The 21,906-nt window shown below is 71.7% G+C and carries 25 protein-coding genes; 18 read left to right on the forward strand and 7 right to left on the reverse strand.

The window, feature by feature from the left end; genetic code table 11:
* The first annotated feature begins 2 nt into the window (after positions 1-2).
* On the forward strand, positions 3-722 hold the full coding sequence (locus tag ACWDRR_RS18100) for an HAD family hydrolase (RefSeq protein ID WP_449773168.1): 720 nt from the start codon (positions 3-5) through the stop codon (positions 720-722).
* A gap of 53 nt (positions 723-775) precedes the next feature.
* A complete protein-coding gene (locus ACWDRR_RS18105; protein ID WP_449773169.1) occupies positions 776-1,621 on the forward strand; it encodes a hypothetical protein in 846 nt (281 codons plus the stop codon).
* A gap of 74 nt (positions 1,622-1,695) precedes the next feature.
* Here the strand turns inward: ACWDRR_RS18105 and ACWDRR_RS18110 are convergent, their stop codons facing one another.
* Genes ACWDRR_RS18110 through ACWDRR_RS18120 form a run of 3 tightly spaced genes read right to left on the reverse strand, consistent with a single transcriptional unit; the run spans position 1,696 to position 3,061 of the window.
* A complete protein-coding gene (locus ACWDRR_RS18110) occupies positions 1,696-1,962 on the reverse strand; it encodes a DUF397 domain-containing protein (protein WP_449773170.1) in 267 nt (88 codons plus the stop codon).
* Positions 1,959-2,189: a DUF397 domain-containing protein gene (locus tag ACWDRR_RS18115; RefSeq protein WP_449773171.1), complete on the reverse strand. Its 231-nt coding sequence runs from the start codon at positions 2,187-2,189 to the stop codon at positions 1,959-1,961. The genes ACWDRR_RS18110 and ACWDRR_RS18115 overlap by 4 nt, the downstream gene beginning before the upstream one ends.
* Positions 2,186-3,061, reverse strand: a complete 876-nt coding sequence (locus tag ACWDRR_RS18120) for a helix-turn-helix domain-containing protein (protein WP_449773172.1) — start codon at positions 3,059-3,061, stop codon at positions 2,186-2,188. The genes ACWDRR_RS18115 and ACWDRR_RS18120 overlap by 4 nt, the downstream gene beginning before the upstream one ends.
* A gap of 241 nt (positions 3,062-3,302) precedes the next feature.
* Between ACWDRR_RS18120 and ACWDRR_RS18125 the strand changes: the two genes are divergently transcribed.
* From ACWDRR_RS18125 to ACWDRR_RS18175, 11 genes are all read left to right on the forward strand, one after another.
* Positions 3,303-4,052 carry a hypothetical protein gene (locus ACWDRR_RS18125; protein ID WP_449773173.1) on the forward strand — a complete coding sequence of 250 codons (750 nt, stop codon included), beginning with the start codon at positions 3,303-3,305 and terminating at the stop codon, positions 4,050-4,052.
* Positions 4,053-4,054: 2 nt separating this feature from the next.
* Positions 4,055-4,738 carry a dTMP kinase gene (locus ACWDRR_RS18130; RefSeq protein WP_449773174.1) on the forward strand — a complete coding sequence of 228 codons (684 nt, stop codon included), beginning with the start codon at positions 4,055-4,057 and terminating at the stop codon, positions 4,736-4,738.
* Positions 4,735-5,607, forward strand: coding sequence for an isocitrate lyase/phosphoenolpyruvate mutase family protein (locus tag ACWDRR_RS18135; protein WP_449773175.1), 873 nt, complete (start codon positions 4,735-4,737; stop codon positions 5,605-5,607). The genes ACWDRR_RS18130 and ACWDRR_RS18135 overlap by 4 nt, the downstream gene beginning before the upstream one ends.
* Before the next feature lie 40 nt (positions 5,608-5,647).
* Positions 5,648-6,118 (forward strand): NUDIX domain-containing protein, encoded by a 471-nt coding sequence (locus ACWDRR_RS18140; protein WP_449773176.1) that lies wholly within the window; start codon positions 5,648-5,650, stop codon positions 6,116-6,118.
* Positions 6,119-6,153: 35 nt separating this feature from the next.
* Positions 6,154-7,053 (forward strand): NAD(P)-dependent oxidoreductase, encoded by a 900-nt coding sequence (locus ACWDRR_RS18145; RefSeq protein ID WP_449773177.1) that lies wholly within the window; start codon positions 6,154-6,156, stop codon positions 7,051-7,053.
* The gene (locus tag ACWDRR_RS18150; RefSeq protein WP_449773178.1) at positions 7,050-7,952 is read left to right on the forward strand and encodes a hypothetical protein; all 903 of its coding nucleotides are present in this window, start codon (positions 7,050-7,052) and stop codon (positions 7,950-7,952) included. The genes ACWDRR_RS18145 and ACWDRR_RS18150 overlap by 4 nt, the downstream gene beginning before the upstream one ends.
* Positions 7,953-7,976: 24 nt before the next feature.
* A complete protein-coding gene (locus tag ACWDRR_RS18155; protein WP_449773179.1) occupies positions 7,977-9,836 on the forward strand; it encodes a radical SAM protein in 1,860 nt (619 codons plus the stop codon).
* 96 nt (positions 9,837-9,932) lie between these two features.
* Positions 9,933-10,106, forward strand: coding sequence for a hypothetical protein (locus ACWDRR_RS18160; RefSeq protein ID WP_449773180.1), 174 nt, complete (start codon positions 9,933-9,935; stop codon positions 10,104-10,106).
* A 72-nt stretch (positions 10,107-10,178) separates the two neighbouring features.
* Positions 10,179-11,078: an aKG-HExxH-type peptide beta-hydroxylase gene (locus tag ACWDRR_RS18165; protein WP_449773181.1), complete on the forward strand. Its 900-nt coding sequence runs from the start codon at positions 10,179-10,181 to the stop codon at positions 11,076-11,078.
* Positions 11,075-12,352 carry a serine hydrolase domain-containing protein gene (locus ACWDRR_RS18170; protein ID WP_449773182.1) on the forward strand — a complete coding sequence of 426 codons (1,278 nt, stop codon included), beginning with the start codon at positions 11,075-11,077 and terminating at the stop codon, positions 12,350-12,352. The genes ACWDRR_RS18165 and ACWDRR_RS18170 overlap by 4 nt, the downstream gene beginning before the upstream one ends.
* Positions 12,353-12,485: 133 nt before the next feature.
* Entirely contained in the window at positions 12,486-13,463 is a 978-nt protein-coding gene (locus ACWDRR_RS18175) for a hypothetical protein (RefSeq protein WP_449773183.1), read from the forward strand.
* 130 nt (positions 13,464-13,593) lie between these two features.
* Here the strand turns inward: ACWDRR_RS18175 and ACWDRR_RS18180 are convergent, their stop codons facing one another.
* From ACWDRR_RS18180 to ACWDRR_RS18195, 4 genes are all read right to left on the reverse strand, one after another.
* Positions 13,594-14,778 carry a cytochrome P450 family protein gene (locus tag ACWDRR_RS18180; protein WP_449773184.1) on the reverse strand — a complete coding sequence of 395 codons (1,185 nt, stop codon included), beginning with the start codon at positions 14,776-14,778 and terminating at the stop codon, positions 13,594-13,596.
* Between the two features lie 9 nt (positions 14,779-14,787).
* Positions 14,788-16,035, reverse strand: a complete 1,248-nt coding sequence (locus ACWDRR_RS18185) for an MAB_1171c family putative transporter (protein WP_449773185.1) — start codon at positions 16,033-16,035, stop codon at positions 14,788-14,790.
* Positions 16,036-16,053: 18 nt separating this feature from the next.
* Positions 16,054-16,731 (reverse strand): hypothetical protein, encoded by a 678-nt coding sequence (locus tag ACWDRR_RS18190; RefSeq protein WP_449773186.1) that lies wholly within the window; start codon positions 16,729-16,731, stop codon positions 16,054-16,056.
* A 251-nt stretch (positions 16,732-16,982) separates the two neighbouring features.
* On the reverse strand, positions 16,983-17,405 hold the full coding sequence (locus tag ACWDRR_RS18195) for a hypothetical protein (protein WP_449773187.1): 423 nt from the start codon (positions 17,403-17,405) through the stop codon (positions 16,983-16,985).
* A gap of 370 nt (positions 17,406-17,775) precedes the next feature.
* Here ACWDRR_RS18195 and ACWDRR_RS18200 point away from each other — a divergent pair, with 370 nt between their 5' ends.
* From ACWDRR_RS18200 to ACWDRR_RS18220, 5 genes are all read left to right on the forward strand, one after another.
* Positions 17,776-18,114: a hypothetical protein gene (locus ACWDRR_RS18200; RefSeq protein ID WP_449773188.1), complete on the forward strand. Its 339-nt coding sequence runs from the start codon at positions 17,776-17,778 to the stop codon at positions 18,112-18,114.
* A 247-nt stretch (positions 18,115-18,361) separates the two neighbouring features.
* Positions 18,362-19,732, forward strand: a complete 1,371-nt coding sequence (locus tag ACWDRR_RS18205) for a helix-turn-helix domain-containing protein (RefSeq protein ID WP_449773189.1) — start codon at positions 18,362-18,364, stop codon at positions 19,730-19,732.
* A complete protein-coding gene (locus ACWDRR_RS18210) occupies positions 19,729-20,403 on the forward strand; it encodes a DciA family protein (protein WP_449773190.1) in 675 nt (224 codons plus the stop codon). Before ACWDRR_RS18205 ends, ACWDRR_RS18210 begins: the two co-directional genes overlap by 4 nt.
* 94 nt (positions 20,404-20,497) lie before the next feature.
* Positions 20,498-21,028, forward strand: coding sequence for a WhiB family transcriptional regulator (locus ACWDRR_RS18215; protein ID WP_449773191.1), 531 nt, complete (start codon positions 20,498-20,500; stop codon positions 21,026-21,028).
* On the forward strand, positions 21,025-21,906 hold an 882-nt coding region (locus ACWDRR_RS18220; RefSeq protein WP_449773192.1), incomplete at its 3' end, for a DUF2637 domain-containing protein. The genes ACWDRR_RS18215 and ACWDRR_RS18220, both read left to right, overlap by 4 nt.

Here is a 21,906-nt window from a genome sequence, read left to right on the forward strand (position 1 = left end):
CCGTGACCAGCACCGTGCTCGTTCCGTGGGACATCGACCGGACCCTGCTCTACGTAGGCGACACGGACCGCGCCGTCTACAAGGCGGCGTTCCGCGCGGTCGTGGGCCGCGACGCAACGAAGCTCCCCGAACGCGGGACCGGCCGCACCATGCCACTGGCGGTCCGCGAGCTGCTCACGGCCAACGACGTGGACCAGCGCGACATCGAGCCACTGGCGGAGCGGATCGTCGGACTCCTGCCCCCGCTGCTCGCCGAGCGGTCCGACCAACTGCGCAGCAGCGGTCAGATCATGCCCGGCGCCGTGGCAGCCCTCGAAGCCGTCCACGCCCACCCGCACCTCATACCGACCGTGGTGACCGGCAACCTCCGGCAGAGCGCCGCCATCAAGCTCGGCGCCTTCGACCTGGAGCGATATGTGGACCTGAGCGTTGGCGGCTTCGCCTCCGATCACTCCCACCGGCCGGCCCTGGTCGGCATCGCCCAACGCCGAGCCACTGATCGCTACGGCACCGCCTTTGACCGGGCGAACACAGTGATCATCGGCGACTCGCTGGAGGATGTACGCACCGGGGCGGAGGGCGGTGCACGGGTGATCGCCATCGCGTCCGGCACCACCTCGTTCGACAGACTCACCGAAGCCGGCGCGGACCGAGTCCTCGACGACCTGTGTGACCCCGCAGCCCTCCTCCAGACCATCACCGACCTCACTGCTGGCCGGTAGGCCAGGAGGGCCCCCGACATCGCTTTCCCCGGCGAACAATCCAGGATGGTGCAATGTCCTTTCAGCCGGATGGCGAAACCCGACTCCGCCTGGAGGAGGCACACGCCAAGGCCGCAGCCTTCCTCCGCCTGACCTGCGCCGGGCCGGCCGTTTTCGGTACCTCCGGCACCACCCTCGGCCGACAGGCCGGCGACCGGTGGCTCCGCGTGTCCTGCGGCAGCCGCCGCCATGCTCCCCGACCGACCGGCCAAGGTCCCCTCGGCGCGCAGCAGCTCCTCCCGGACTCGGTCCCGCGACCTCGGCTCCACGACACCCTGGACTGGACCGGCGGCGGGCACTTCTACCAGGCCGACGTCTTCGACCTCGCCGGTGCCGCGGTGTCCGTGACACCGGACCTGCGCGAGGATCCCGCGCTGGAGGATGGGTGGTGGGCAGGTCTGAGGGGTGTGCTGGCTGACATCGCCACGACCCCCGGAACGAAGATCACCCTGCGTCCGACGTGGATCGCGCAGGCGTTCCCGAGGTTCCTCGGCGTCCCGGCCCCAGCCGAAGTCGAACGGGTCACCGGACATGGTGACCTCCAGTGGGCCAACCTGACCGCGAAGCCCCTCATGCTCCTGGACTGGGAGCGCTGGGGCATGGTGCCGGTCGGCTACGACCCCGCGGTCCTGTGGGTGAGCAGCCTCCTCGTACCAGGGGTCGCGGACCGTGTTCGGAGGGAGTTCGCCGAGGTCCTGGAGACGCCGGCCGGACGTGTCGGTCAGCTGATCGCCCTCGCAGAGATGCTCCAAGCGGTAGACCGCGGACACTACCCAGAGTTGGCACCGCTCCTCGCGCACCAAGCCCAAGAGCTGACCGGGGCTCTCGCCTGGCCGCGCGCCGGCAGCAGCCGGAGGTAGACGGACCTAGGGCAGCAAAACACAGGGCTGGGGGAAGCGGGCCTCCCCTTAGACCAAGCAGCGACAGCGATGCCCTAGAACGTGGCAGCGAGGGTGCGCCCCATGTCGGCGTCGAACTCGCCGTCTTCGAGTCCTCGTAGGAATGCGATCCACTCCTGGGGGTCGTAGCGCAGGATGGTGCCCGCAGGGTTCGCCGAGTGCCGAAGTGCCACGGCTCCGTCTTGGAGGAATGCGACCTCCAGACGGTCCGACGGATCGCTGTCCGGCGCCACCAGCCACATGGCATCGCTGAGGTCGAGAGCGTAGAGGGCTTCCTTGGCGGTGGTCCGGGGGTGGCTCATACCGCGACCAGCTCGCCGCTGAGGAGGGCGTCGGCGAAGCTCCGCATCGACCGGTTACTGGTCCTGATCGGCGGGATCTGGACGTTCTTCGAGTCGCGGATGGCCACGGCCGGGAGGGACGGCACCGGGAGCAGTTCTACGCACTGGCCGTTGTTGGCGGTGTACGTGCTCTTGTGCCAGCTGGCTCCGGTGAGGGGCGCCGCGTACAGCTCGATTGCGTTGATCATGCTGCTGCCAGTTTTCTCTCGGTCTGCTCGATCAGTTCAAAGCTCTCGTCGGCGCTGAGGGCGGCATCGGCGAGGTAGTTCGACAGGCGGTGGAGACGCCGCAGACCCAGTGCATCATCGACAAAGACGCTACCAGTCACGGCCTCTGCGAAGGCGGCTTCCGGGGACTCCTGCCCTTCATTTGTGAAGGTTGAGAACGCGCCGGTCTGCGTTCCGTCCGCGCCCTTGCTGAAGGGGATCACGCGCAGGTCGATGTTGGGCAGCTTCATCATGTCGCGCAGGTGTCGCAGCTGTGCGGCTTGGACGGCCGGTCCGCCGACCTGGAACTCAAGAGCTGCCTGCGTGATCACCGCGGAGAGCTTGAGGGGGTCGTCCTCGTGGACGCGGCGCTGGCGGCGCATCTTAACCTCGACGAGGCTGTCGATCTGGTCCAGGCCGAGCGCGGCGAAGCCGACGCCCGTGACCTCGCGTGCGTACTTCTCGGTCTGCAGCAAAGAAGGCACGTAGACGACCTGGTAGTCGAAGATGGTCTCCGCTTCGTGCTCGCTGCGGATGAACTCCGCGTACTTCGAGCTGAGGACGTCCCCGTAGGCGTCCCACCACATGGCCGTCCGCTTGCGGCCCCGCTTGAACAGGGCTTCCAGGTGGGACCGGTCGGTAGCGGACACCTGGAAGAGGTCCATCAGGGCGTCGAAGTCGTCGGGGTTGGCGCTGCGCTGGCCGGTCTCGATGCGGGTCACCTTGGAGGTGCTGCAACCGATGACGACCGCGACCTCCGCCGCGGTGAGGTCCCGGTCGTCGCGCCGGCGCCTTATATCGGCGCCGAACAACTTCCGGGCCGCGGTCGGGCTGCTCGGGACGGTAGCTGCCATCTGGTCCCCTCCGAGGTTGAGGCACACCTGTCCGGCCAGGGTAGGCCACCCCAGCCCTGCGCGGGCCACTGCGAGCCAGTGTGCCGTTCATATGACTGGCACTCCAAATGGCATTTTGCCAGTCACATGCTTGACGCGGTGCGGCCGATGGGTGGACGCTACTCGATGTGACGCAGCGCACTCCTGAAATCTCGGAGTGCTACCGCTGCGCGGCCCTCGGCTTGCCCTTGAGAGGACACCCATGGCTCGCGAACCCCTGAGACCCCCACGCCCGGGCGGTGTGGCCGACGGCTGGGAGGCGCTCTCGGACGGCCTGGCCGTCCAGCGGATCCACCTCCACCGCGCGGAGCTGGAGGACGCCTCCGGCAAGGGGGCCGCCGAGTGCGGACTGCCCGCGCAGGCGGTCCCGCTCGCGCTGCTGCAGCAGCCGGAGCCGACGGCGGACGCGGCGACGCCGATCGTCACCGCTGCCGGCCTGCTGGCCCTGGTCACCGTCCCCCAGCAGGTCGGCCGCACCACGGGCACGAGCCCGCTGGCGCCCGCCGCCCGCTCCGTGGCCGAGGCGGTGCTCGCCGGCACCCCGCAGAGCCCTGTCGCCGACGCCGTCCTGGCGGTCTGCGAGGCAGCCGCCTGGTGGGTCGGCGCCTTCGCCGTCCTGCGCCACCTCGGCGGCCACCACATCACCATCGAAGACGACGTCACCGACACCGTGCCGCTCGCCACCCTGACCGGGGCCACCCACGCGGTCGCCCTCGGCAGCGCCCTGCGCGTTCTGCGCCGCCACCTCCAGCAGAACGGCGACGGCGACCCCGAGGTGCGGGCGGCCTACTGCCGGGCCGTCACCGAGGCCATCGTCACCGAGGCCAGCATGCCCGCCCTGCTGGAAAGCCTCGCCGAGCTGCGCCTGGTGGACCTCGTCGGCAACGCGCTGCCGTGGCGCGGCCAGTTCCTCAAGTACCGCAGCGGCCTCGGCGCCGGGCAGGTGGAGTAGCGATGAGCAGCAACAGCGTCCCGGGCTTCCTCGTTGTGGTCGAGGGGCTGGACGGCACCGGCAAGACCACCCTGCGCAAGGGCCTGTTCCGGCTGATCGAGAGCCTCTACGGGGTGACCCCGCTGTCGATCCTGACGACGAACTGGCTCGACCCAGCGGTGGCCGCAGACCTGGAAGAGGGCAAGTACCGGCCCGGCGCCGCGAACCGGGACCGCTACCTGGCGGCCCTGCGCGCAGACAAGCAGGCGTCCGTCGAGCAGCTGGTCCTGCCCGCGCTCGCGCACCGGCCGGTGATCGCCGACCGGTGGCTCCTGTCGGAGCTGGCGTTCTTCGCCGTGAAGCACGACGCTCCGGCGAAGGAGACGTACGCCGCCCTCGAAGGGGCGATCGAGGTGACCGCCGACCTGACGCTCCTGCTGGAGAACAGCCCCGAGGCGGCGATGGCCCGCGCAGCCGGCCGCTCCGGTGACGCGGTCCGCGCGGACTGGGACGTCCTGGACGTCCAGACCCGGGTGCGCCGCACGTACGACGAGGTCGCCGACGACCCGTCCGCCTTCCCCAAGCTCGGCCCGATCGTCCGCATCGACGCCGCCCAGGACCGCGCGGGTGTCCTCGCCGACGCCTGGAGCGCCCTGCGCGAGCACCAGCTGCTTCCCGCCCTGCCCCTGAAGGAGATCACCGCATGACCGCCACCGCCCTGCGCCCGATAGCCCGGCCGCTGGCCGCAGCCCTCCGCAATGCCGAGGTGAACGGCCGCCCGGTGCGGGCGGTCGGCGCCGCCAACGCCCCCGCCGCCAAGATCGCGGCCGGTGCCGGGTTCGACGCCCTGTGGGTGTCCGGCCTGGAGGTCTCCACCGCGCTCGGCCTCCCGGACGAGAACGTCCTGGGACCGCGGGACCTGGCGGACGTGGTCCTCGCCCTGCGCCGCACCACCGACCTGCCGGTGATCGTCGACATCGACAACGCCGGTGGGGCCGTCGGCCCGGCCGGCCGCTTCGCCTTCGACCTCGCCCGCGCCGGTGCCTCGGCCGTGTGCTTGGAGGACAGCGCCTACCCCAAGACCAACTCCTTCTCGCTGCACCGCGATCAGGGCCTGGCCGACCTCGACCTGGTGCGCACCCAGCTGAAGGAGATCCGGGCCCAGGCCGGCCCGGAGATGCTGCTGATCGCCCGGACCGAGACGCTGATCTGCGGCGGCTCGGTGGCCGAGGCCGTCGCCCGCGCCGAGGCGTACGTCGCGGCCGGAGCCGACGCGGTCCTGCTGCACTCCAAGGACGCCTCCGGCCAGCAGGCCCTGACGGTCGGGAAGGCGTGGACGGGCCTGGCCCCGCTGGTGAGCGTGCCCACCGCCTTCCCCCACTTGGGGCCCGACGAGCTCGGCGCGGCCGGCTACGCGCTGGCGATTTACGCCAACCAGCTCAGCCGCGCCGCACTGCGCGCGATGCACGAGGCCGCGGACCACTTCCGCGCCAACGGCGCCTTCGACCCGGCCCGTCTCGCCGACGTCCAGGACCTCCTCCAGGTCGCCGACCCGGCCGCCCGCGCCTGCCTGTAGCCGCCCGCCCGAACGCCACGAGTGAAAGGAGGGACCGACCATGACGCCACTGCCCAAGATCAGCGTCTCGGTGAAGGCCGCGATCGTCCACGACGGCCAGGTCCTGCTGCTGTCCTACGACGACACCGCCGACGGCGGGGACTTCCACTACAACCTGCCCGGCGGCAAGGCCGCCGAGGGCGAGTCCCTGCGCGACGCGGTCGTCCGCAAGGTGCTGCAGGAGACCGGCCTGAACGTGCGCACCGTCCGGGAGCTGTTCGTCGTCGAGTACGTGCCCGGCCAGTACGGCTTCGACCTCGGCCCCCAGCACAAGACCCAGCACAACTTCCTCGCCGAGATCACCGACGGCAACACCGTCCCGCGCATGTCCGACCCCGTCGACCCGATGCAGGTCGGCTTCGAATGGGTACCCCTGGCGGACCTGCCCGGCAAGCACCTGCTGCCGAACGTCAACCAGCCGCTCCTGGACGCCCTCGCCCACCCCCGCGACATCCTGGTGGACCGGTGGTGACCGCCCCGGCCGCGCCCCGGCCCACAGCGCTCGTCATGGCCGGCGCCATCGACCACACCACCCTCGCCGAGGCACTGCCCGGCTGGACCGTGCGGCACGCCGACCACCTCGACGGCAGCGGTCCCGGCAAGGACACCACCGAGATCGTGGTGCTGCGTTCCGGAGTGCGACTGGGCGCCGAGCAGCTCCAGCACTTCCCGGCGCTGCGGCACGTCATCCGGGCGGGCTCCGGCCTGGACGGAATCGATCTGCCGGAGCTGGCCAGCCGCGGGATCTCGGTGCACCGCAACCCGCTGCCGGCCGCCGCCTCCGTCGCGCAGTGGGCGCTGGCCGCCGTCCTGTCGCTCGGCCGGCGCATCCCGCTCGGGCAGTCGGCCCTGGCCGCGGGCGTGCACTTCAAGGCGGGCTGCGTGACCCGCCCTCTCACCGAGGCCCGGCTGGCGATCTGGGGTGCCGGACCGATCGGCCAGGCGTGCGAGGTCGCGCTGGCCCCGCACGTCGGCGACATCGCCTTCGCGGCCAGGCCCAGCATCCCTGACGGCACCCGCCAGCTCCCGGCCGCCGCTCTCGCCGATTGGGCGGACATCCACCTGGTCGCTCTGCCCGCCACGCCGGAGAACCGCGGCCTGTTCGGCGCCGACTTCCTGGCCGCCGCCCGCGAGCGCCACCCGATGCTGGTCTGCGTCGGGCGCCTCGCCACCCTGGACGTGGCCGCCTGCCTGGAAGCCCTCGACGACGGCGACCTCGCCGGCCTCGCCCTGGACCCGGTGGAGCGCGAGGACATGCGCCTGCTGCCCCGCGGCGGCCCGCCCCGCAACTTCATCGCCACCCCGCACATCGGGGCCCAGCGCACCGACGTGCGCGACCAGCTGGACGACTGGGTCGCCGCCACCGCCCGCACCCTGGCCGACCGGCGCGAGGCGGTGCGCCCGTGAGCACCTGGTACGCCGAGCGGCTGAGGATCGCCCACGCCACCGCGGCGGTGCTAGCCGCCGAGCACCCGGGCTCGCAGATCCATCTGGAAGGCGCCCTCGCCCACGGCCTCGCCCACGCCCGCTCCGACATCGACCTGCGGATCATCACCCCGGCCGGCCACCCGGTCCAGGTCGTCTCGCGGACGGTCGACGGGATCCGCGTCGACCTCCACACCAGCACGACGGAGGAGACCGGCGAACTCCGGAGCCTGCTCACCGGATTCGACCTGCCCAGGGAGGGCGACGTCGCCGCCTTCCGCGCCGTCCGGAGCCGCCTGCCCGACCTCACGGCGCTTCGCACCGCCGTCGTCCTTGACGACGGCCGGCAGAGCCCGGTCCTCGACAAGGATGAGCTGGACGTCTACGCCCAGTGGGCGCTGGCCGACCGGATCCAGCAGGCGATCAGCCTGACCGAGGACCTGCTCGGCCTCATCGAAGCCCGCCAGCGTCTCGCCGAACATGTGGTCTGGGAGCGGCTGGCCGTGGTGGTCGCGCAGGCCGAAGCAGCCGGCGCGGGCCAGCCCCTGCTGGGGGAGAAGTGGCTGCCCGCCCTGCTCGGCCTGGCCGCCGGCCCCGACCGCTCGCCCCGGCCCGTCGTCGCCCTGCCCGACACCGAACGCCCCTACGGCACCGAACGCGCCTTCCGTGCGGTCCGAATCAGGCTGTGCGACGCCCTGACCACCCTCTGGGAACTCCCCGACACCGACGCCAGCGACGCACCCGTCCTCGACCCGGCCTGGTCGGGCCTCGGATGGCTGCCCCAGCGCTGCACCGACGGCTGGGCCCTGCAACGCGGCGACGACCTCGTCCCGCTCACCCCCGCCCAGTTCCACGCCTGGGCGTCCACCGCCCGATCCTGACAACACCCACCGGCCGGAGGCACCATGCCGCATCCCAGCACCTTCGCCCCGCCCGACGACCTCGACTCCCTGTGGCGCACGCTGGAGAGCACCGGCTCCGACACCGCCGTCTCGGTCATCCTCAAGCTGCGCGGCGAGACCTGCGACGTCGACTGCCTGTACTGCTTGGAGAAGCGTAAGGAGGCCCCCGGCGGGGCGGTCGTCACCCGCGAGCAGATCCGCCACCTCGGCTCGCTCTTCCCCGGCCGCCGCCTGGTCGTCGAACTCCACGGGGGCGAGCCTCTCACCGTTGGCCAGGACGCCATGGCCGCCATCCTTGACGAACTCGCCGCCCAGCCCGCGGTCCTGCGCGTCCACCTGCAGACCAACGGCGTGCAGCTCGACGACTCCTGGCTCGACCTCTTCGAGCGGCACTGCCCGCAGCTGACCATCGGGATATCCCTCGACGGCGACGAGCAGGGCAACTCCTGGCGCGTCGGCTACGACGGCCAACCGGTCTATCCGAAGATTGCGGCAGCGCTCGAACTGCTCGCCCGGCGCGGTCGCACCTGCGGCGTCGTCACCGTCGTCACCCCGGCGGTCTTGGACCGGGCCGCGGAGATCATCGACCACATCGCCTCCTTCACCGCGGTCAACGCGATCAACCTCGTCCCGGCGTTCGACAGCTCCACCACCAGGGCGACCGCCTCCGCCTCCCGCCGGGCCCCCGCCAGCCGCGAACTCCAGCAGCAGGCCATCACCCCCCAGGGCCCCGCGTGGGCCATCACCCCCGACCAGTACGCCCGCTTCGTCCTGCAGGCCGCCGCCCGCTGGATCAGCGCCGGCCACTACCGCCGCGTCAAGCTTGACCCCGTCGTCGCGGTCATCCGCCAACTGCAGGGTGTCGGCGGAGACCACTGCCACTTCTCCAACCTCAAGTGCTCCCACGTCTTCACCGCCTATCCCAACAACCGGCTCGGCTCCTGCGACGAACTCCCATGGCCCGCCGCCAAGCTCCTCCCGCTCACCGCCGCCCGCAGCGAGCACGACGTCACCGCCGCTCAAGGCGCCAGCACTCTGCTCACCGGCGCCCGGGGCATGATGGCCAAGTGCCTGACCTGCCCCTACCGGGTGGCGTGCGGCGGCGGCTGCGCGGCGACCCGCTGGCGGATGCTGAAGGACACCGGCAGTGACGACGCCTACTGCGAGCACCGCGCCCGGCTGATCGACGGCGTCGCCGCCTTGGTCGCCGCACCCGGCCACCCGGCCGGCGCGTTCTGCGAGAACGCCCACTGGCGGCGCCACGCGGTCAACGAGATGGCCGACGCCGACGCCTTCCTCGCCCGCTGGGACGACCCCGACGCCCCTCGCACTCCCGCCCGGCTGGTGACCAGCGAGCACGGCAACATCAACTCGGTCGGTCTGCCCGGCATCCACGAGGCCGACGACCTCGACCCCCTCCACCCCCAGTGGGCCGCAGGCATCGAACCCCGCGTCCGACCGCTCGTCGACACCGCGACCGGCGCCTGGCGGGCCGTCACCTACGACAGTTGCGAGGGCCACCCGCACACCGGCACCGACACCGCGCCGTCCCCGTTCCGCGTGGGCCTGCTGCCGCGCGACGCCGCCGAGTACGGGCGCCTCGCCGCCCGCGCCTGCCACGCGGTCAGCCGCGCCGCGCCGTTCCTGCCCGCCGGGCTCGCGCTCCAGCTGATCCACACCGACCTCGCCAGCACGGCCACCGGCAGGACGCACCGCACCATCGAGATCCGGCTCGTCCCCGCCGACGGCTCCGACTGGGACACCTACTTCGCCGGCCTCGACCAGGGCGCCCGCGTCCTGACCCATGCCGCCCGCCACGCACCGGCCACCGACCGCTGCCCCTGCGAGCGCGACACCCCCTGACCCGCCCGCACCTGCCGTGCGGGCGAAGGCGATGTACGCGAGACGGCCGCTCGCCCACCGCCCGACCATCACCATCCCGACCAGAGAAGAGGACCCATGAGCGACAAGATCCCCGGCTTCCTCGCCGCCGTCGACGAGCTGCGCGGCGAGGACTCCACCGTCCGCACCACCGCCCACACCTCCCGCGTCTCCGCCGAGGGCTGGCCCGCCGCCCAAGGCGATGACACCGACGGCGACACGGACGCCACCGAGGAGAACCGCACCGTCTGACCCGCCTGACGGGGCCGGGCCGCCATCCCCGACCGGCGGCCCGGCCCCACCCACCGCGACAGGAGGACTCCCATGGCAACCCCCACCCAGCTCGGCTTCCAATTCGCCCCCACCAACCGCCTCCACCCCCAGAGGGTGCGGCGCATCCACGCCCTCACCGCCACCACCCCTCCGGACGCCGCCGAGCACGCCTTCGCCTACGCCACCGCGCACCACTACCTCGAAGGCGCTGAGGCCGCCGCCCGCGCCGGAGACCGCGACCTCTTCGCCTGGTACACCGCGCACCCCGACGCCGGCGCGCACGCCCTCGCGGCGCCCACCGCGGTCGGCCAGTGCGTGGTCATCGCCCCCGAGCAGCTCATCACCTCGCCGATCTCCGACACCCCGTACTACCTGCTCAACCCCCACACCGGCCCCGCCCCGGCCGGGCACCAGGAACTCGCCCGCGCCGCCTACGCCCTCGCCGACGACACCGGCTTCGGCGACCTCCTCGCCGGCCACGCCCGCATCCTCGTCTTCCTCGGCCGCAAGGGCTACAACGACACCTTCGACAGCTGGACGATCAGCCGCCTGCCCGGCACCGTCTTCGTCGACCACATCGACGACCCCGCCGCCCTCGCCCGCGACCTCATCCACGAAGCCGGCCACAACTGGCTCAACGACGCGCTCGCCGCCACCGGCTGCAAGCTCGACGACCAGGCCCTGTTCCACTCGCCGTGGAAGCGGACCCCGCGCCCGGCGTACGGGTTCCTCCACGCCTGCTGGGCCTTCCCCCTCACCATGATCTACACCGCCCGGGTCCTTGAGCGCACCGAGGGAGCCGGCCGCCGGTTCCTCACCTCGTACCTCGACCTCCAGCGCACCTTCCTCGCCGGCACCGGCCCCGACCACGCCCGGGCCCTGGCCCTGGTCCCCGACCCGGACCTGCGCGAGCACCTGCGCGCCGTCCACCAGCAGGCCATCCACCTGTGACGGCCCACGCCCCCGGCCTGTCCGTGCTGGTCCACCGGCCCGGGGAACAACCCCGACGGTGGACCACCGGCCTGGCGAACCTGGAGACCTCCACCCCGATCAAGGTGGACACGGCCTTCGTCGTCGGCTCCACCGCCAAGCAGATCACCGCCCACCTGGTGCTGGAAGCAGCACGAAGCGGTGGCCTGTGCCTGGACCAGGCGGTCGCGGACCTCGTCCCCACCCTGCGCGTGCCCGGCGTCACCATCGCCGAACTGATCACCCACCAGTCCGGGATCCGCGACACCGAGTCCCTGCTCCCGCTCGCCGGCCTGCGCGACCTCGACCACTACACCGCAGACGACCTCCTCACCCTCGCCGCCCGACAGCAGCACCGAGCCGTCCCCCAAGGGCAGTTCCTCTACAGCAGCACCAACTTTCTCCTGCTGACCCGGATCCTGGAGACCGTCCATGGAGCCTCCCTCGACGACCTCGCCCGTGAACGCGTCTTCACCCCTCTCGGCATGCACAACAGTCGCTTCAAGGACGACCCCCGCGACGTGATCCCCAACGCCGCGAACGCCTACCGGCCCACCACGTCCGGATGGCAGCACACCGCCCAACCGGCGATGCTCCCCGGCGCAGGCTCGCTCTCCACCACCCCCGACGACCTCGACCGCTGGCTCGCGCACCTGCACCAGCGGTGGATCGCCGACGGCGGACACCTGCCGTTCGAGCGGGCCGTCCCGTACCGCCCCAGCGACCACCCACCGTTCCTTTACGGCGCCGGCCTCTACGCCGACACCCGCACCGGCCACCGCGCCGTGTTCCACGCCGGACACGAACACGGCTTCTCCGCCGCGGCACACCTCACCGCCACCGGAGCACGGGTCGTCTGCCTGTCCAACCACGCACAGCTGGACGCGGCCCGCATCGCCGCACCCATCGTCGCGTCGATCGACTCCGCCAACAGCGACCTCCTCGGCGCCCAACTGGTCGCCACCAGAGGCGAGGCAGAGGAGGTGCCGGCCTCCGAGCCGGTCGCGGACAGCGAGCACATCAAGATCGGCGCTTTCACGTGCGAAGACGTTCCGGGAACGCTCCGACTGACCCGTTCCAGCAACGGCCTCCACTTGTGGCGGAAGGGAACCGGCGACCGGCTCGCTCAGACCGGCAGCCTGACCTACACCGGGCCCGGATACACGATCACCCTGGACACCCAGGAGACGGTGACATGCTTCCGCCTTGATCTGCAGAGGGCACCTGGGCTGCTGTACCGCCAACACCGAGGCTGATCCTGGGCGGTGGTCGGCCACCTGGTTGTGGCGCGTCGCCGGGCGATCGAATCACAGTGTGATCAAGGTCGCTCGGTGTCGGCTTCACTTGCGGCGAGTTCGTGGCTATGGTCCGTCGTCCCCCGGTTGGGACTTGCCCGGCCGAGGAACGAGGAGGCTCTCCCTGCGTATCCACCGCAGCCCGCACCTGTCCCGCTTCGTGGTCGTCCCGAACACTCTGGCGCAGAACCGCGCGATCTCCTACACGGCCAAGGGGTTGTTCCTCGACCTGATCTCGCGACCGGCTGAGTGGAAGGAGACCTGCCGGCAGATGGCGGACTCCAGCCCGCAGGGCCGACGGACGGTGGAGGACGCCCTCGACGAGCTCCGGGCGTGGGGGTACTACCGGGTGGACGTGGTGCGCCTGCCGAACGGACGACTTCACTCCGAGGCCCATCTTTTCGACGTCCCGCAGCGGCAGATGCTGCCGGGTGCCGACATACCGGCGTCCGGTGAGCCGGAGCACGGTGATCGTGGCGTCCTTCTTGGAAAGAACCTGGTGAAAGAACCCTCCCTCCCCGTCGTGACCGAGCCGCAGCCGACGGAGCCGCGCGGATCGCGGGCCGAGGAGGAGCAGGGAGGGCGGGAGGACGAACCCGACTCCCAAGCGACCGCCACTGAGGAGCAGGTCGACGAGGACACCCGGGCGGCGGCTGTGATCCTCCTGCGGGCGGTCCGGCCCGAGCGCAGACTGCCGCTCGGCGAGGCCGAGGCGGCGGCTCTCGCGCCGCTGGTGCGGGCGTGGCTGGAGCGGGGCGGCTCGGAGGAGGGACTGCGCGAGGCGCTGCTGGCCGGTCTGCCCAGCGTGGTCTACTCGCCGGCCAAGGTGCTGCAGAGCCGCCTAGAGCGCAAGATGCCGCCCCAACAGAACCCGGGTGTGGCGCCGTTGCAGCGTCGTCGCCTCGCCGAGTGTGCGGAGTGCCGGGATCCGCTGCCGGAGCCGGGCCTGTGCCCGACGTGCACCGGGGCCCGCCGCCAGAGCGCCCCGGACGAGGCCCGGGCGCGGACGACGGCCAGGGGGCTGGCCATGGTCCGGGCCGCGATGGCCAACGGGGCGGGCGAGGCCGCGTAGGCCCCGCTGCCGGGCGCGAGATCAGGCCGACGACCCTGCTGACCTGGGCGGGCGTCTACAGCCGCCGTGGGGGCTGGTGTGGCCCGTGTGCGGGGCGACGGGACTTCCCTGCCCCCGCACACCCTGGCACCTAGACGGTCACCGGCAGGGCGACAAGGCCGCGGACCAGCCGGGACTGCCGCCAGACGAGCTGCTCGGCCGGGACGGCCAACTGCAGGCCGGGGGAGTGCTCCAGGAGGACGGCGAGCACGATCTCGACCTCCGCGCTGGCCAGTGGGGCGCCGAGGCAGCGGTGGATGCCGTGGCCGAAGGCGAGGTGGCTGGCGGCGTTCGCGCGGTCGAGGTCGAGCCGGTCTGGGTCGGGGAACCGCGCCGGGTCGCGGTTGGCCGCGCCAGGGCACACGAAGACGGGGCTGCCGCCGGGCACCGTGGTTCCGGCGAGCTCCACCTCGTCGGGTGCCCAGCGCCACGTCGCGATGCTGACCGGGGAGTCGTACCGCAGCAGCTCGTCGACGGCCCCGGCGATGCGGTGCGGGCTGGTGCGCAGGTATGCCAGTTCACCGGGGTGCTGGAGCAGAGCCAGCACGGAGTTGCCGATCGCCGCAGTGGTGGTCTCGTGGCCGGCAACGAGCAGCAGCACGGCGAGCGAGAGCAGCTCGTCCTCGCTGAGCCGATCCTCGTCCTGGTCGTGGACCGCGATCAGGTCGGAGAGCAGTGAGCGGTCCGGGTGGGCGCGCTTGGCCTCGATCAGCTCGGCCATGTAGCCGGCCAGGGCGTGGGAGGCCGTGTCGATGCGGGCGTGGTCACCGGTGGCGAACAGGTCGGTCGACCAGGAGCGGATCGAGGCCCGGTCGCTCGTGGGCACGCCGAGGAGCTGGCAGATCACGGTGACCGGCAGCGGGCCGGCCAGCTCCTCGACGAGGTCGACCTCGGTGCCGGGCTCCCACGTCCCGACCAACTGCTCGGCGAGGGCGCGGATGTAGGGGCGCAGTTCGTCGACCCGGGCGGGGGTGAACGCCCTCGTCACCAGCCGCCGCAGCCGGGTGTGCTCGGGCGGGTCAACGGTGAGCATGGTGCGCGCGATGGCCGGATGGAGCGAGCGCCCGGAGGGCTTGTCCGCGAAGTAGGCGCCGGCGTCCTTGGACAGCGGGGCGGTGAACGCCTGCCGGGCCTCGTCGTAGCCGGTGACGACGGCCGAGGTGGAGGCCCCGCCGTCCAGCGAGACCGGCAGGACCGGGCCGGCCTTCCGCAAGGCGGTGTAGGTGGGGTAGCGGTCGGCGTAGAACGCCGGGTCGGCGAAGGGCGAAGAGGCCATGGTCGATCCCTATGCCGCAGCGGGGGCCGCTTGCCGCTGGGCGGCTACGGCGGTGCGGACGATGTCGTTGGTCGCGTACTGATGGGAGACCGAGCGTAGCCAGACGGCCTCGGCGCGGAGGTCTCCCTCGCGGGCGGACTCCCCGGTTGCCTGCGGAGCCGGGTCGTCCTGGAGCCGGGCGCCGGTGCGGGCCGCCTCGATCGCGGCGGCGACGACGGCCGCCTCGATGACAGCAGCACCGGTCGCGGTGCCGCCCTGGCCGCGGCGCTCGACAGCCTCGGTGGCCAGGCGTTGGATTGCGCGGGACCGGTGGTCGTCCAGGGAGAGGATTCCGTCGCAGACCTCCACCACCCGTCGGTGCAGGACGACGTCCGGGTCGGTCTCGACGACGACGGCGCGCAGGACCACCTGGGGGCGCACCGCGGTCAGGTCCGTCCACAGCGGCAGAAGACCTTGGGCGGTCTTGCGCTCCCACCGCCGGCGCAGCAGCTTGGCGGCCGGCCACAGCAGGGCGGGGACGGTGAGGCCGGCGGTGATCAGCAGCACGCCGACCAGCGGCGCGGTGAAGCTGAAGGTGCAGCGGAACGGTGTGACGAGGGACGTGCAGCGGGGGCCGCCGGGGAAGAGCTCGACGCCGGCGATCGACGAACCGGCGTTGACGACCTTGTAGGCCAGGTAGAGCAGGACGAAGAAGCAGCCGATGGCGGCGCCGCGGAGCCCGGCCCGGTGGACGCGCCAGGGCGACTGGCTGCTGCGGCGCCAGGTCTGGGTGAGGCAGTCGTAGGTGGCGTGTCCCATCACCAGTACGTAGGCGAGGGTGTAGACGTGCAGGAGGACGGGAGCCTGGCCCCAGTGGGTGTTGGTGAACTCGCTGCTCCAGCGGCGGTCCGGGGCCACCGCGAAGAAGGAGACCGCCATCACGGCTACCGCCACGCCGAGGAAGACCAGTCGGGGTCTGAGCCGTCTGCGGGCCTCGGTCTCCTCGTGGTTGAGGAACATGAGCCAGGCGACGACGCTGACGCTCGCGACGAGCATCAACGTGTTGCTGCCCAGCTTCGCGAGGTCGCGGGTGACGCTGTCCGCCGCGTCCTGCACGCCGGGGTGGAATCCGGTGATGGCGACCGCCCATGCCAGCAGCATGGTGATCGTGCTGCCGGAATGAGCCGGCCGAGCCTGGCCATTTCGGCGCGGGCGGATCCAGAACAGGGCGGCTGCTACGAGCAGGACAGGAAGCCCGAGCGTAATGAGGCGGATCATGATTGGTGGTTCTTTCGGTCAGGTGAACATGGCGTTCCACCGCTCATCGGCGGCGGTGGGGCGCTGTGCGGGCATCACGGTCGCGCGGTACATCCGCTGGATGAGGAGGGTTGCCATCAGCTCGGCCTCCTGCTCGTCCTGCGACTCGTAGGACGTGCGGGCGGAAATACCGAGGATCGACCAGTCGGTCGAGTCGGCAATTTCCTCGTCCGACGGAATATCGGCGAGCCTGATCGAGCCCGGGTGGCCACAGAGGATGTGGCCGAGCTCGTGGGCGATGATCTGGATTCGGTGAAGCGGTGACGCGGTTATCTCGTAGGAAATGACCTCGCGGTCCGAATATCTCTCTCGGAGGCCGCAGGCAAAGTTCCCCTTCATGTCGCGCGGTTCGACATGGATGGGGCGGCCTATCAGCGCGGAGACTGCCTTGACCAGCTCTTCCTCGGTGAAGCGGTGAGGCAGGAGCGGGAGGAGCACGCCGAGGCGGTCCTTGCAGGCCGCATACACAATCCCCTCCTGAAATGATCTTGAGGCCGTTCCGTTCCGATGGCGACGGCCTGCGCCGTGATCGTGACGGGAACGATCGTAGGCATACGTTTGAAGATCGTTTCTGTTAATGATCTTCGCGCAACGAAGAGGTGCGGACCGTGCCGTCGGGGTTTGTTTCAGGTCGTGACGGAACGTGCTGATGTGCATCGTGCAACCGTCTGCGACGCTCGGAATCTCGGGGCGCGGAGAGGTGACGGTACATAAGTTCATCACCGAAAGTGAGTCTGTGTGCTCACGTCAAGTGGGCTCGTGATCTGCGTCTCAGTTTCCTGGGCGCGGCAATCCGGTCCGCATTCCGGAACCGGGTGGGGGCAGATAGAAATGCGCACAGACTCGGGGGGTCGAGTCTATGCGCATAGATATCGTTCAAAAATAAAGTGCCCTCTCGGGCGTGCGACTCAGGGCCTACCGACCTCCCCGGGGTCCAGGCCCTGGGACTTGCGCGCCACGGTGATCATGTCCGCGACGAGCTTGCGGTTGTCCGGGGTCAGGTCCTTGCTGCGCAGGGCGATCGACTCGATGCCGGCGTCCCGCATGGCGTTGTGGAGGTCGCGGTCGATCAGCACCTCCTCCAGCGGCTTGTCGGTCACCCAGACGTCCGGCGGCACATCGAAGAACTTCGCGACGGCGATCAGCGTGTTGATCTTGGGGTTGTCGTTCCCGCCGGCCTTCATCCCCTTGAGCGTGCTCTCGCTGACGCCCGTGCCCAGGGCGATCTCGGGGATCGAGTAGGGCCCCCGCTCCTCGGGGTGGCGGTTGTCCAGCAGGTAGTTGAAGGTCGCGGCGATCCGCGCCACGCCATCTCTCGCGGCCTCGGTCATCGGTGCTCCTCCGTGTCAGATCGTCCCACGCGGACACTTTAGTGCCCGATGGTGCCCGGATGCACGTTTCAATCGACAGTTAACTATCCCCATGGCCGACTTTCTGGTGTACGTTGATCACACCCGACGGACAGTTAACTGTCGATTGCCTGGTCAGGGGGTGTGTTCGGCCCCTGCGTCACGGCGAACGGCGGAAGGGGAACGGGCGGCGAATCGCTGCGCGGACCGCGTCCACGGGCCGTCCTCGGCGGGCGTCCGGGAGATTCCAGCTCCTGGATGCCACCCGCCGAGGGCGCGGATCACGTCCGAAGCAGTCGGCCAGCCTGTTCCACCACGCGGCCGGTCTGCTCCACCTGCCCAGGAGTCTCCCATGCCCATCTTCACGGGTACAGCCGGGTCGCCGTCGCGACCGGCCAGCACCGAGATCGCCACCGCCTCGACCTCCTTCGTCGAGATCCTCGCCAGCCTCCTCGACCCGGGCGCCGCCGTCGTGCGCCTGGACACCGGATCGGCCGGCTACCCCCGCACCGCGGGCGTGTTCGACGCCCAGGGCCAGGCCGTGCCCCAGCCGCTCGCCTACCGGCAGGCCGCGGCCCGCTGGATCGTCCAGCACTTCCCCGGCCTCGACCCCCGCAACGCCCACGAGCTGGACCTCACCACGGGGTGCCTGACCGCCGTGGCCGCAGACGCCACCTTGATGGCGGCCTGACCCCGGAACACCCCGAAGACCCGACTGCCGCGACCACGAGGCACCGCCTCCGCGACATCGGGTGATGAGCCCTGCCCCGATCCGCGGGGCGGGCCGTGCTGCCGCGCCCGCGCGAGGCACCTTTCCTCCCGACCGGTGACGCGCCGTCGAAGCCCTCTTCCGCCGCGCACCGTGTTCACCGCACCGCCGCCGCACCCCGACAGCCCCCAGGGTGCCGGCCGCCGTGCCCAGCGAAACCAGGACTCCCGTGCCCAGTGCCCCCCTGCCCGCCTGCGCTCCCGAAGCGCAGAACCCGGGGCCGGCGACAGGCGGCCCCGGCCTGCATGTCCCCGACCCCGCCCAGTGGATATCCACCACCACCGGCCGGATCGCACCGGACACCTACACCTGGATGCAGGCCGTCCACTGGGCGTCCGACACCCAGGCCCACACCCCAGCCCGCTCTCACGGCCCGAGATTCGGCCGCACCACGCTCCGCATCGCCCAGCTGCTCGCCCAGCTCACCCCGTGCAGACCCGGCGTCGGCTACCTCGTGCGGATGCTCAAGCTCTCCGAGCGCACCGTGCAGTACCACCTGTCCATCCTGCGGGAGTCCGGCCTGCTCAGCTACACCGCCAAGGGCAGCCGCGTGCGCCAGGTGGGCGGCCGGGCGTCCGAGTTCGTCCGCACCATCCCCGTGAAGTTCGACGAGGCCATCGGCCTGCGCACCGCCGAGTCCGAGTCCTTCATCCGCAAGGTCGTCGGTGTCGGCACCGAGGAGGGCCGCCACGCCCTCGCCCAGCTGGGCAAGAAGGCCAGCCGCACGGTCCGCCGGGCCAAGCGGCGCACCGCCCGGAAGGCCGGCACCCGTTCCTCGTCGACCTCCACCCGTTGCACCCCAATGGGGGCAGGTGCTGTCACGTCTTCTTCTGCAGCACCTACCAACAATCCCTCTGAGGACGACTTCGGGAACGGGAAGGACCAGCAGGTTCGACGAGGACGCAAGGGCAGCCGGCGGCTGAACCGGGTCGGCCGTCGCCACCAGCTCGGGCTCGAACTCGTCCAGCAGGTCACCTGGCTCAGTGGCAGCCCGGTACCGCGGGTCGCCTGGGCCGTGCGCCACCTGGCGGACGCCGGGTGGACCGCCCACCAGGTCATCGCCGTACTCGCCCTGCGGACCCCGGCCACCCGGGTCCACCGGCCGGTGGGCTTCCTCACCGCCCGCCTGGTCGGAGCCGAGCTGCTCTACGACACCGAGGCCAAGCGCGAGGCGATCGTCGCCTGGTGGCGGGACTCCCCGCAGGCGGCTCGGGACCGGCACGCCGAGTGGGCCGGTACCTGGCAGGCGCCGCACAGCTCCGCCGTGCAGAACCTCTTCCGGAACGCCTGGGCGAGAGTCCGGGAGACCAGCCGCCAGCCGGTCGCCGTCCTCGACGACCAGCCCACCAACGAGGAACACCGCGAAGCCCGCACCACGGCGTGGCGCCAGTACCTCAGCGGCAGACCCGCCCTGGTCACCTCCGCCCTGGCCATCGCCGGCCGGGAGCAGGCGGAGCAGATCTACGGCCGCGACCTCGTCGAGCGGGTCCTCCGCCTCCGCACCACCTCCAGCCACCTCCGAACGGGATCAGCACGATGAGCGACCACCAGCCCGCCACCGGCATCGACCTCGCCCGCCTCGCCCTCCGCCGGGCCCGCGCCGACGCCGCCAAGCGCTCCGACAGCATGGTGAAGACCCCGAGCACCGCGCGGACGGCCGCACCCCGCCGCCGCCGTGCTGACCCGGTGGGCCTCGGCGCGGCCCTGACCGACCTGATGGTCCAGCACGCCTGGCAGGAACCGCTGGCCGGCGGCGGGCTGCTCGACCTGTGGCCGACCGCTGTCGGCGAACTCGCCGCCCACGTCACCGCCGTGAGCTTCGACCACCAGACAGGCCGCCTCGACGTCCGCGCCGACTCCCCGGCGTACGCGACGCACGTCCGCACCCTCGCCCCGGCACTCGTCGCAACGCTCAACCAGGCCAACGGCGAAACGATCCTGCGCAGCATCCGAGTGCTGGGCACCCACCGCGCCCAGACCGCCGCAGCAACCCGACCGGCGCCCCGGACCGGGGCCCCCGCCCCGGAACCCAAGATCAAAACCCGGGAGGACGCCTCACCCGGCTACCTCCGGGCCCTGGCCCAGCTGCAGGCCAGCCGCCCGAGCGCGCCCGCGGACTCCAGGACGAGCCCGGCGGTCGACCGGCGGATCAGATCGCTGGCCAGAGGCCCGGAGACGGCACCCCGTCTCTCCGGCACCCGCCCGCGCTAGCCACCGATAGGCCGGCGCGACCAAGCCCCGGTCGCGCCGACCCGCCCCTCGAACCTCCGCGCCCTGGCCGCGGACCCACCCGGAGACCAACCCCGTGTCCACCATCACCTCGATCGCCACCCGCCGCGACCACACCTGGGTGCAGCGCGCCGCCTGCGCCGGCACCAACACTCCTGACCGCTTCTACCCCCTGCCCGACCAGGCCGAGGAGACCCGGGCCGCCAAGGCGCTCTGCGGCGGCTGCCCCGTCAGCGACGAGTGCCTCGCCGAAGCACTGGAGACCAACGATCGCTACGGGATCCGCGGGGGACTCGTCGAGAGCGAGCGCATCGTGCTGCACCGCCTGAGCACCGTCGGCCGCTGGGAGGAGGACCGGGTCGTCGCCGCCTTGAACGGCCGCCCTGTTCACCTCTCCCGGCAGGAGAAGCACAGCGTGTCCGTGGTCGCCGCCATCCTCGACCTCGACCTGCGGATCTGGGCCCCGGTGCTCGGCATCGGCCGCAAGCGTGCCCTCACCCGCGTGCGCGAGGCCCGCGCCCAGCTCGACGCGCAGCCCTTCCTCCTGCGGCGCGAGCAGCGCATCGCCGCCGCCATCAGCCCGGAGCTCACGGCGGTGGCGGCGTGACCAGCACCGGCAACATACCGAGCAGCATGTCCCGGTGGGACAAAGCGGCGATCGGTGTGATGGGCGCGGTCGGCGGCACCCTCAGCTATGACGCCTTGCAACAGATGGCTATGGCCATGCATGTGCGCCCGCAGCTGTCCTACCTCTTCCCGGTCGCGATCGACGGCTTCATCGCCTACGGCGTGAGGGCGCTCGTCGTGCTGAAGGAGGCGCCGCTGCGGGCCCGCGCCTACACATGGACCGTGTTCGGCGGAGCCACGGCCACCAGCGTCTGGGCCAACTGGACCCACGCCGTGCGCCTGAACGAGACGGCGGCCGGCCAGGGATTCCACCTGACCAACACCGCTGTCGGTGCGCTCAGCACGATCGCCCCGCTCGTACTGGGCGGCGCCACCCACCTGTACATCGTCATGTCGCGGCACACCTCGTCCGCCGCGCAGTCCAACGAGCCGGCTGACGCGGAGAGCGAGGCGAACGGGACAGCGCGGACCGACCGGAGCGACTCCGACGAGCCGAACACGGTCCGGGCCCGGTGGCGCACCCGATTCCGCCGCACCCGTCCCGACACCCAAGAACTCGACCACACCCAGGCCCTCGCCGACCAGCCACGCCTCCGACTGATCAGCGGTCCGTCCGGTCCGGCTCCCGTGCCGGGTCCGTCCGGTCCGCTCCCCGTGCCGGGTCCGTCCGGTCCGCTCCCCGTGCCGGGTCCGTCCGGTCCGGCTCCCGTGCCGGGTCCGTCCGGTCCGCTCCCCGTGCCGGGTCCGTCCGGTCCGGCTCCCGTGCCGGGTCCGTCCGGTCCGGCTCCCGTGCCGGGTCCGTCCGGTCCGCTCCCCGTGCCGGGTCCGTCCGGTCCGGCTCCCGTGCCGGGTCCGTCC

Source organism: Kitasatospora sp. NPDC003701, from assembly GCF_053587085.1.

Coding starts and splice junctions, on each gene's coding strand:
- ACWDRR_RS18195 (WP_449773187.1), bottom strand. CDS start 17,405: ATGACCGAGGCCGCGAGAGATGGCGTGGCGCGGATCGCCGCGACCTTC.
- ACWDRR_RS18190 (WP_449773186.1), bottom strand. CDS start 16,731: ATGCACATCAGCACGTTCCGTCACGACCTGAAACAAACCCCGACGGCA.
- ACWDRR_RS18180 (WP_449773184.1), bottom strand. CDS start 14,778: ATGGCCTCTTCGCCCTTCGCCGACCCGGCGTTCTACGCCGACCGCTAC.
- ACWDRR_RS18120 (WP_449773172.1), bottom strand. CDS start 3,061: ATGGCAGCTACCGTCCCGAGCAGCCCGACCGCGGCCCGGAAGTTGTTC.
- ACWDRR_RS18105 (WP_449773169.1), top strand. CDS start 776: ATGTCCTTTCAGCCGGATGGCGAAACCCGACTCCGCCTGGAGGAGGCA.
- ACWDRR_RS18140 (WP_449773176.1), top strand. CDS start 5,648: ATGACGCCACTGCCCAAGATCAGCGTCTCGGTGAAGGCCGCGATCGTC.
- ACWDRR_RS18155 (WP_449773179.1), top strand. CDS start 7,977: ATGCCGCATCCCAGCACCTTCGCCCCGCCCGACGACCTCGACTCCCTG.
- ACWDRR_RS18210 (WP_449773190.1), top strand. CDS start 19,729: ATGAGCGACCACCAGCCCGCCACCGGCATCGACCTCGCCCGCCTCGCC.
- ACWDRR_RS18200 (WP_449773188.1), top strand. CDS start 17,776: ATGCCCATCTTCACGGGTACAGCCGGGTCGCCGTCGCGACCGGCCAGC.
- ACWDRR_RS18125 (WP_449773173.1), top strand. CDS start 3,303: ATGGCTCGCGAACCCCTGAGACCCCCACGCCCGGGCGGTGTGGCCGAC.
- ACWDRR_RS18165 (WP_449773181.1), top strand. CDS start 10,179: ATGGCAACCCCCACCCAGCTCGGCTTCCAATTCGCCCCCACCAACCGC.
- ACWDRR_RS18115 (WP_449773171.1), bottom strand. CDS start 2,189: ATGATCAACGCAATCGAGCTGTACGCGGCGCCCCTCACCGGAGCCAGC.
- ACWDRR_RS18160 (WP_449773180.1), top strand. CDS start 9,933: ATGAGCGACAAGATCCCCGGCTTCCTCGCCGCCGTCGACGAGCTGCGC.
- ACWDRR_RS18130 (WP_449773174.1), top strand. CDS start 4,055: ATGAGCAGCAACAGCGTCCCGGGCTTCCTCGTTGTGGTCGAGGGGCTG.
- ACWDRR_RS18185 (WP_449773185.1), bottom strand. CDS start 16,035: ATGATCCGCCTCATTACGCTCGGGCTTCCTGTCCTGCTCGTAGCAGCC.
- ACWDRR_RS18110 (WP_449773170.1), bottom strand. CDS start 1,962: ATGAGCCACCCCCGGACCACCGCCAAGGAAGCCCTCTACGCTCTCGAC.
- ACWDRR_RS18135 (WP_449773175.1), top strand. CDS start 4,735: ATGACCGCCACCGCCCTGCGCCCGATAGCCCGGCCGCTGGCCGCAGCC.
- ACWDRR_RS18145 (WP_449773177.1), top strand. CDS start 6,154: ATGGCCGGCGCCATCGACCACACCACCCTCGCCGAGGCACTGCCCGGC.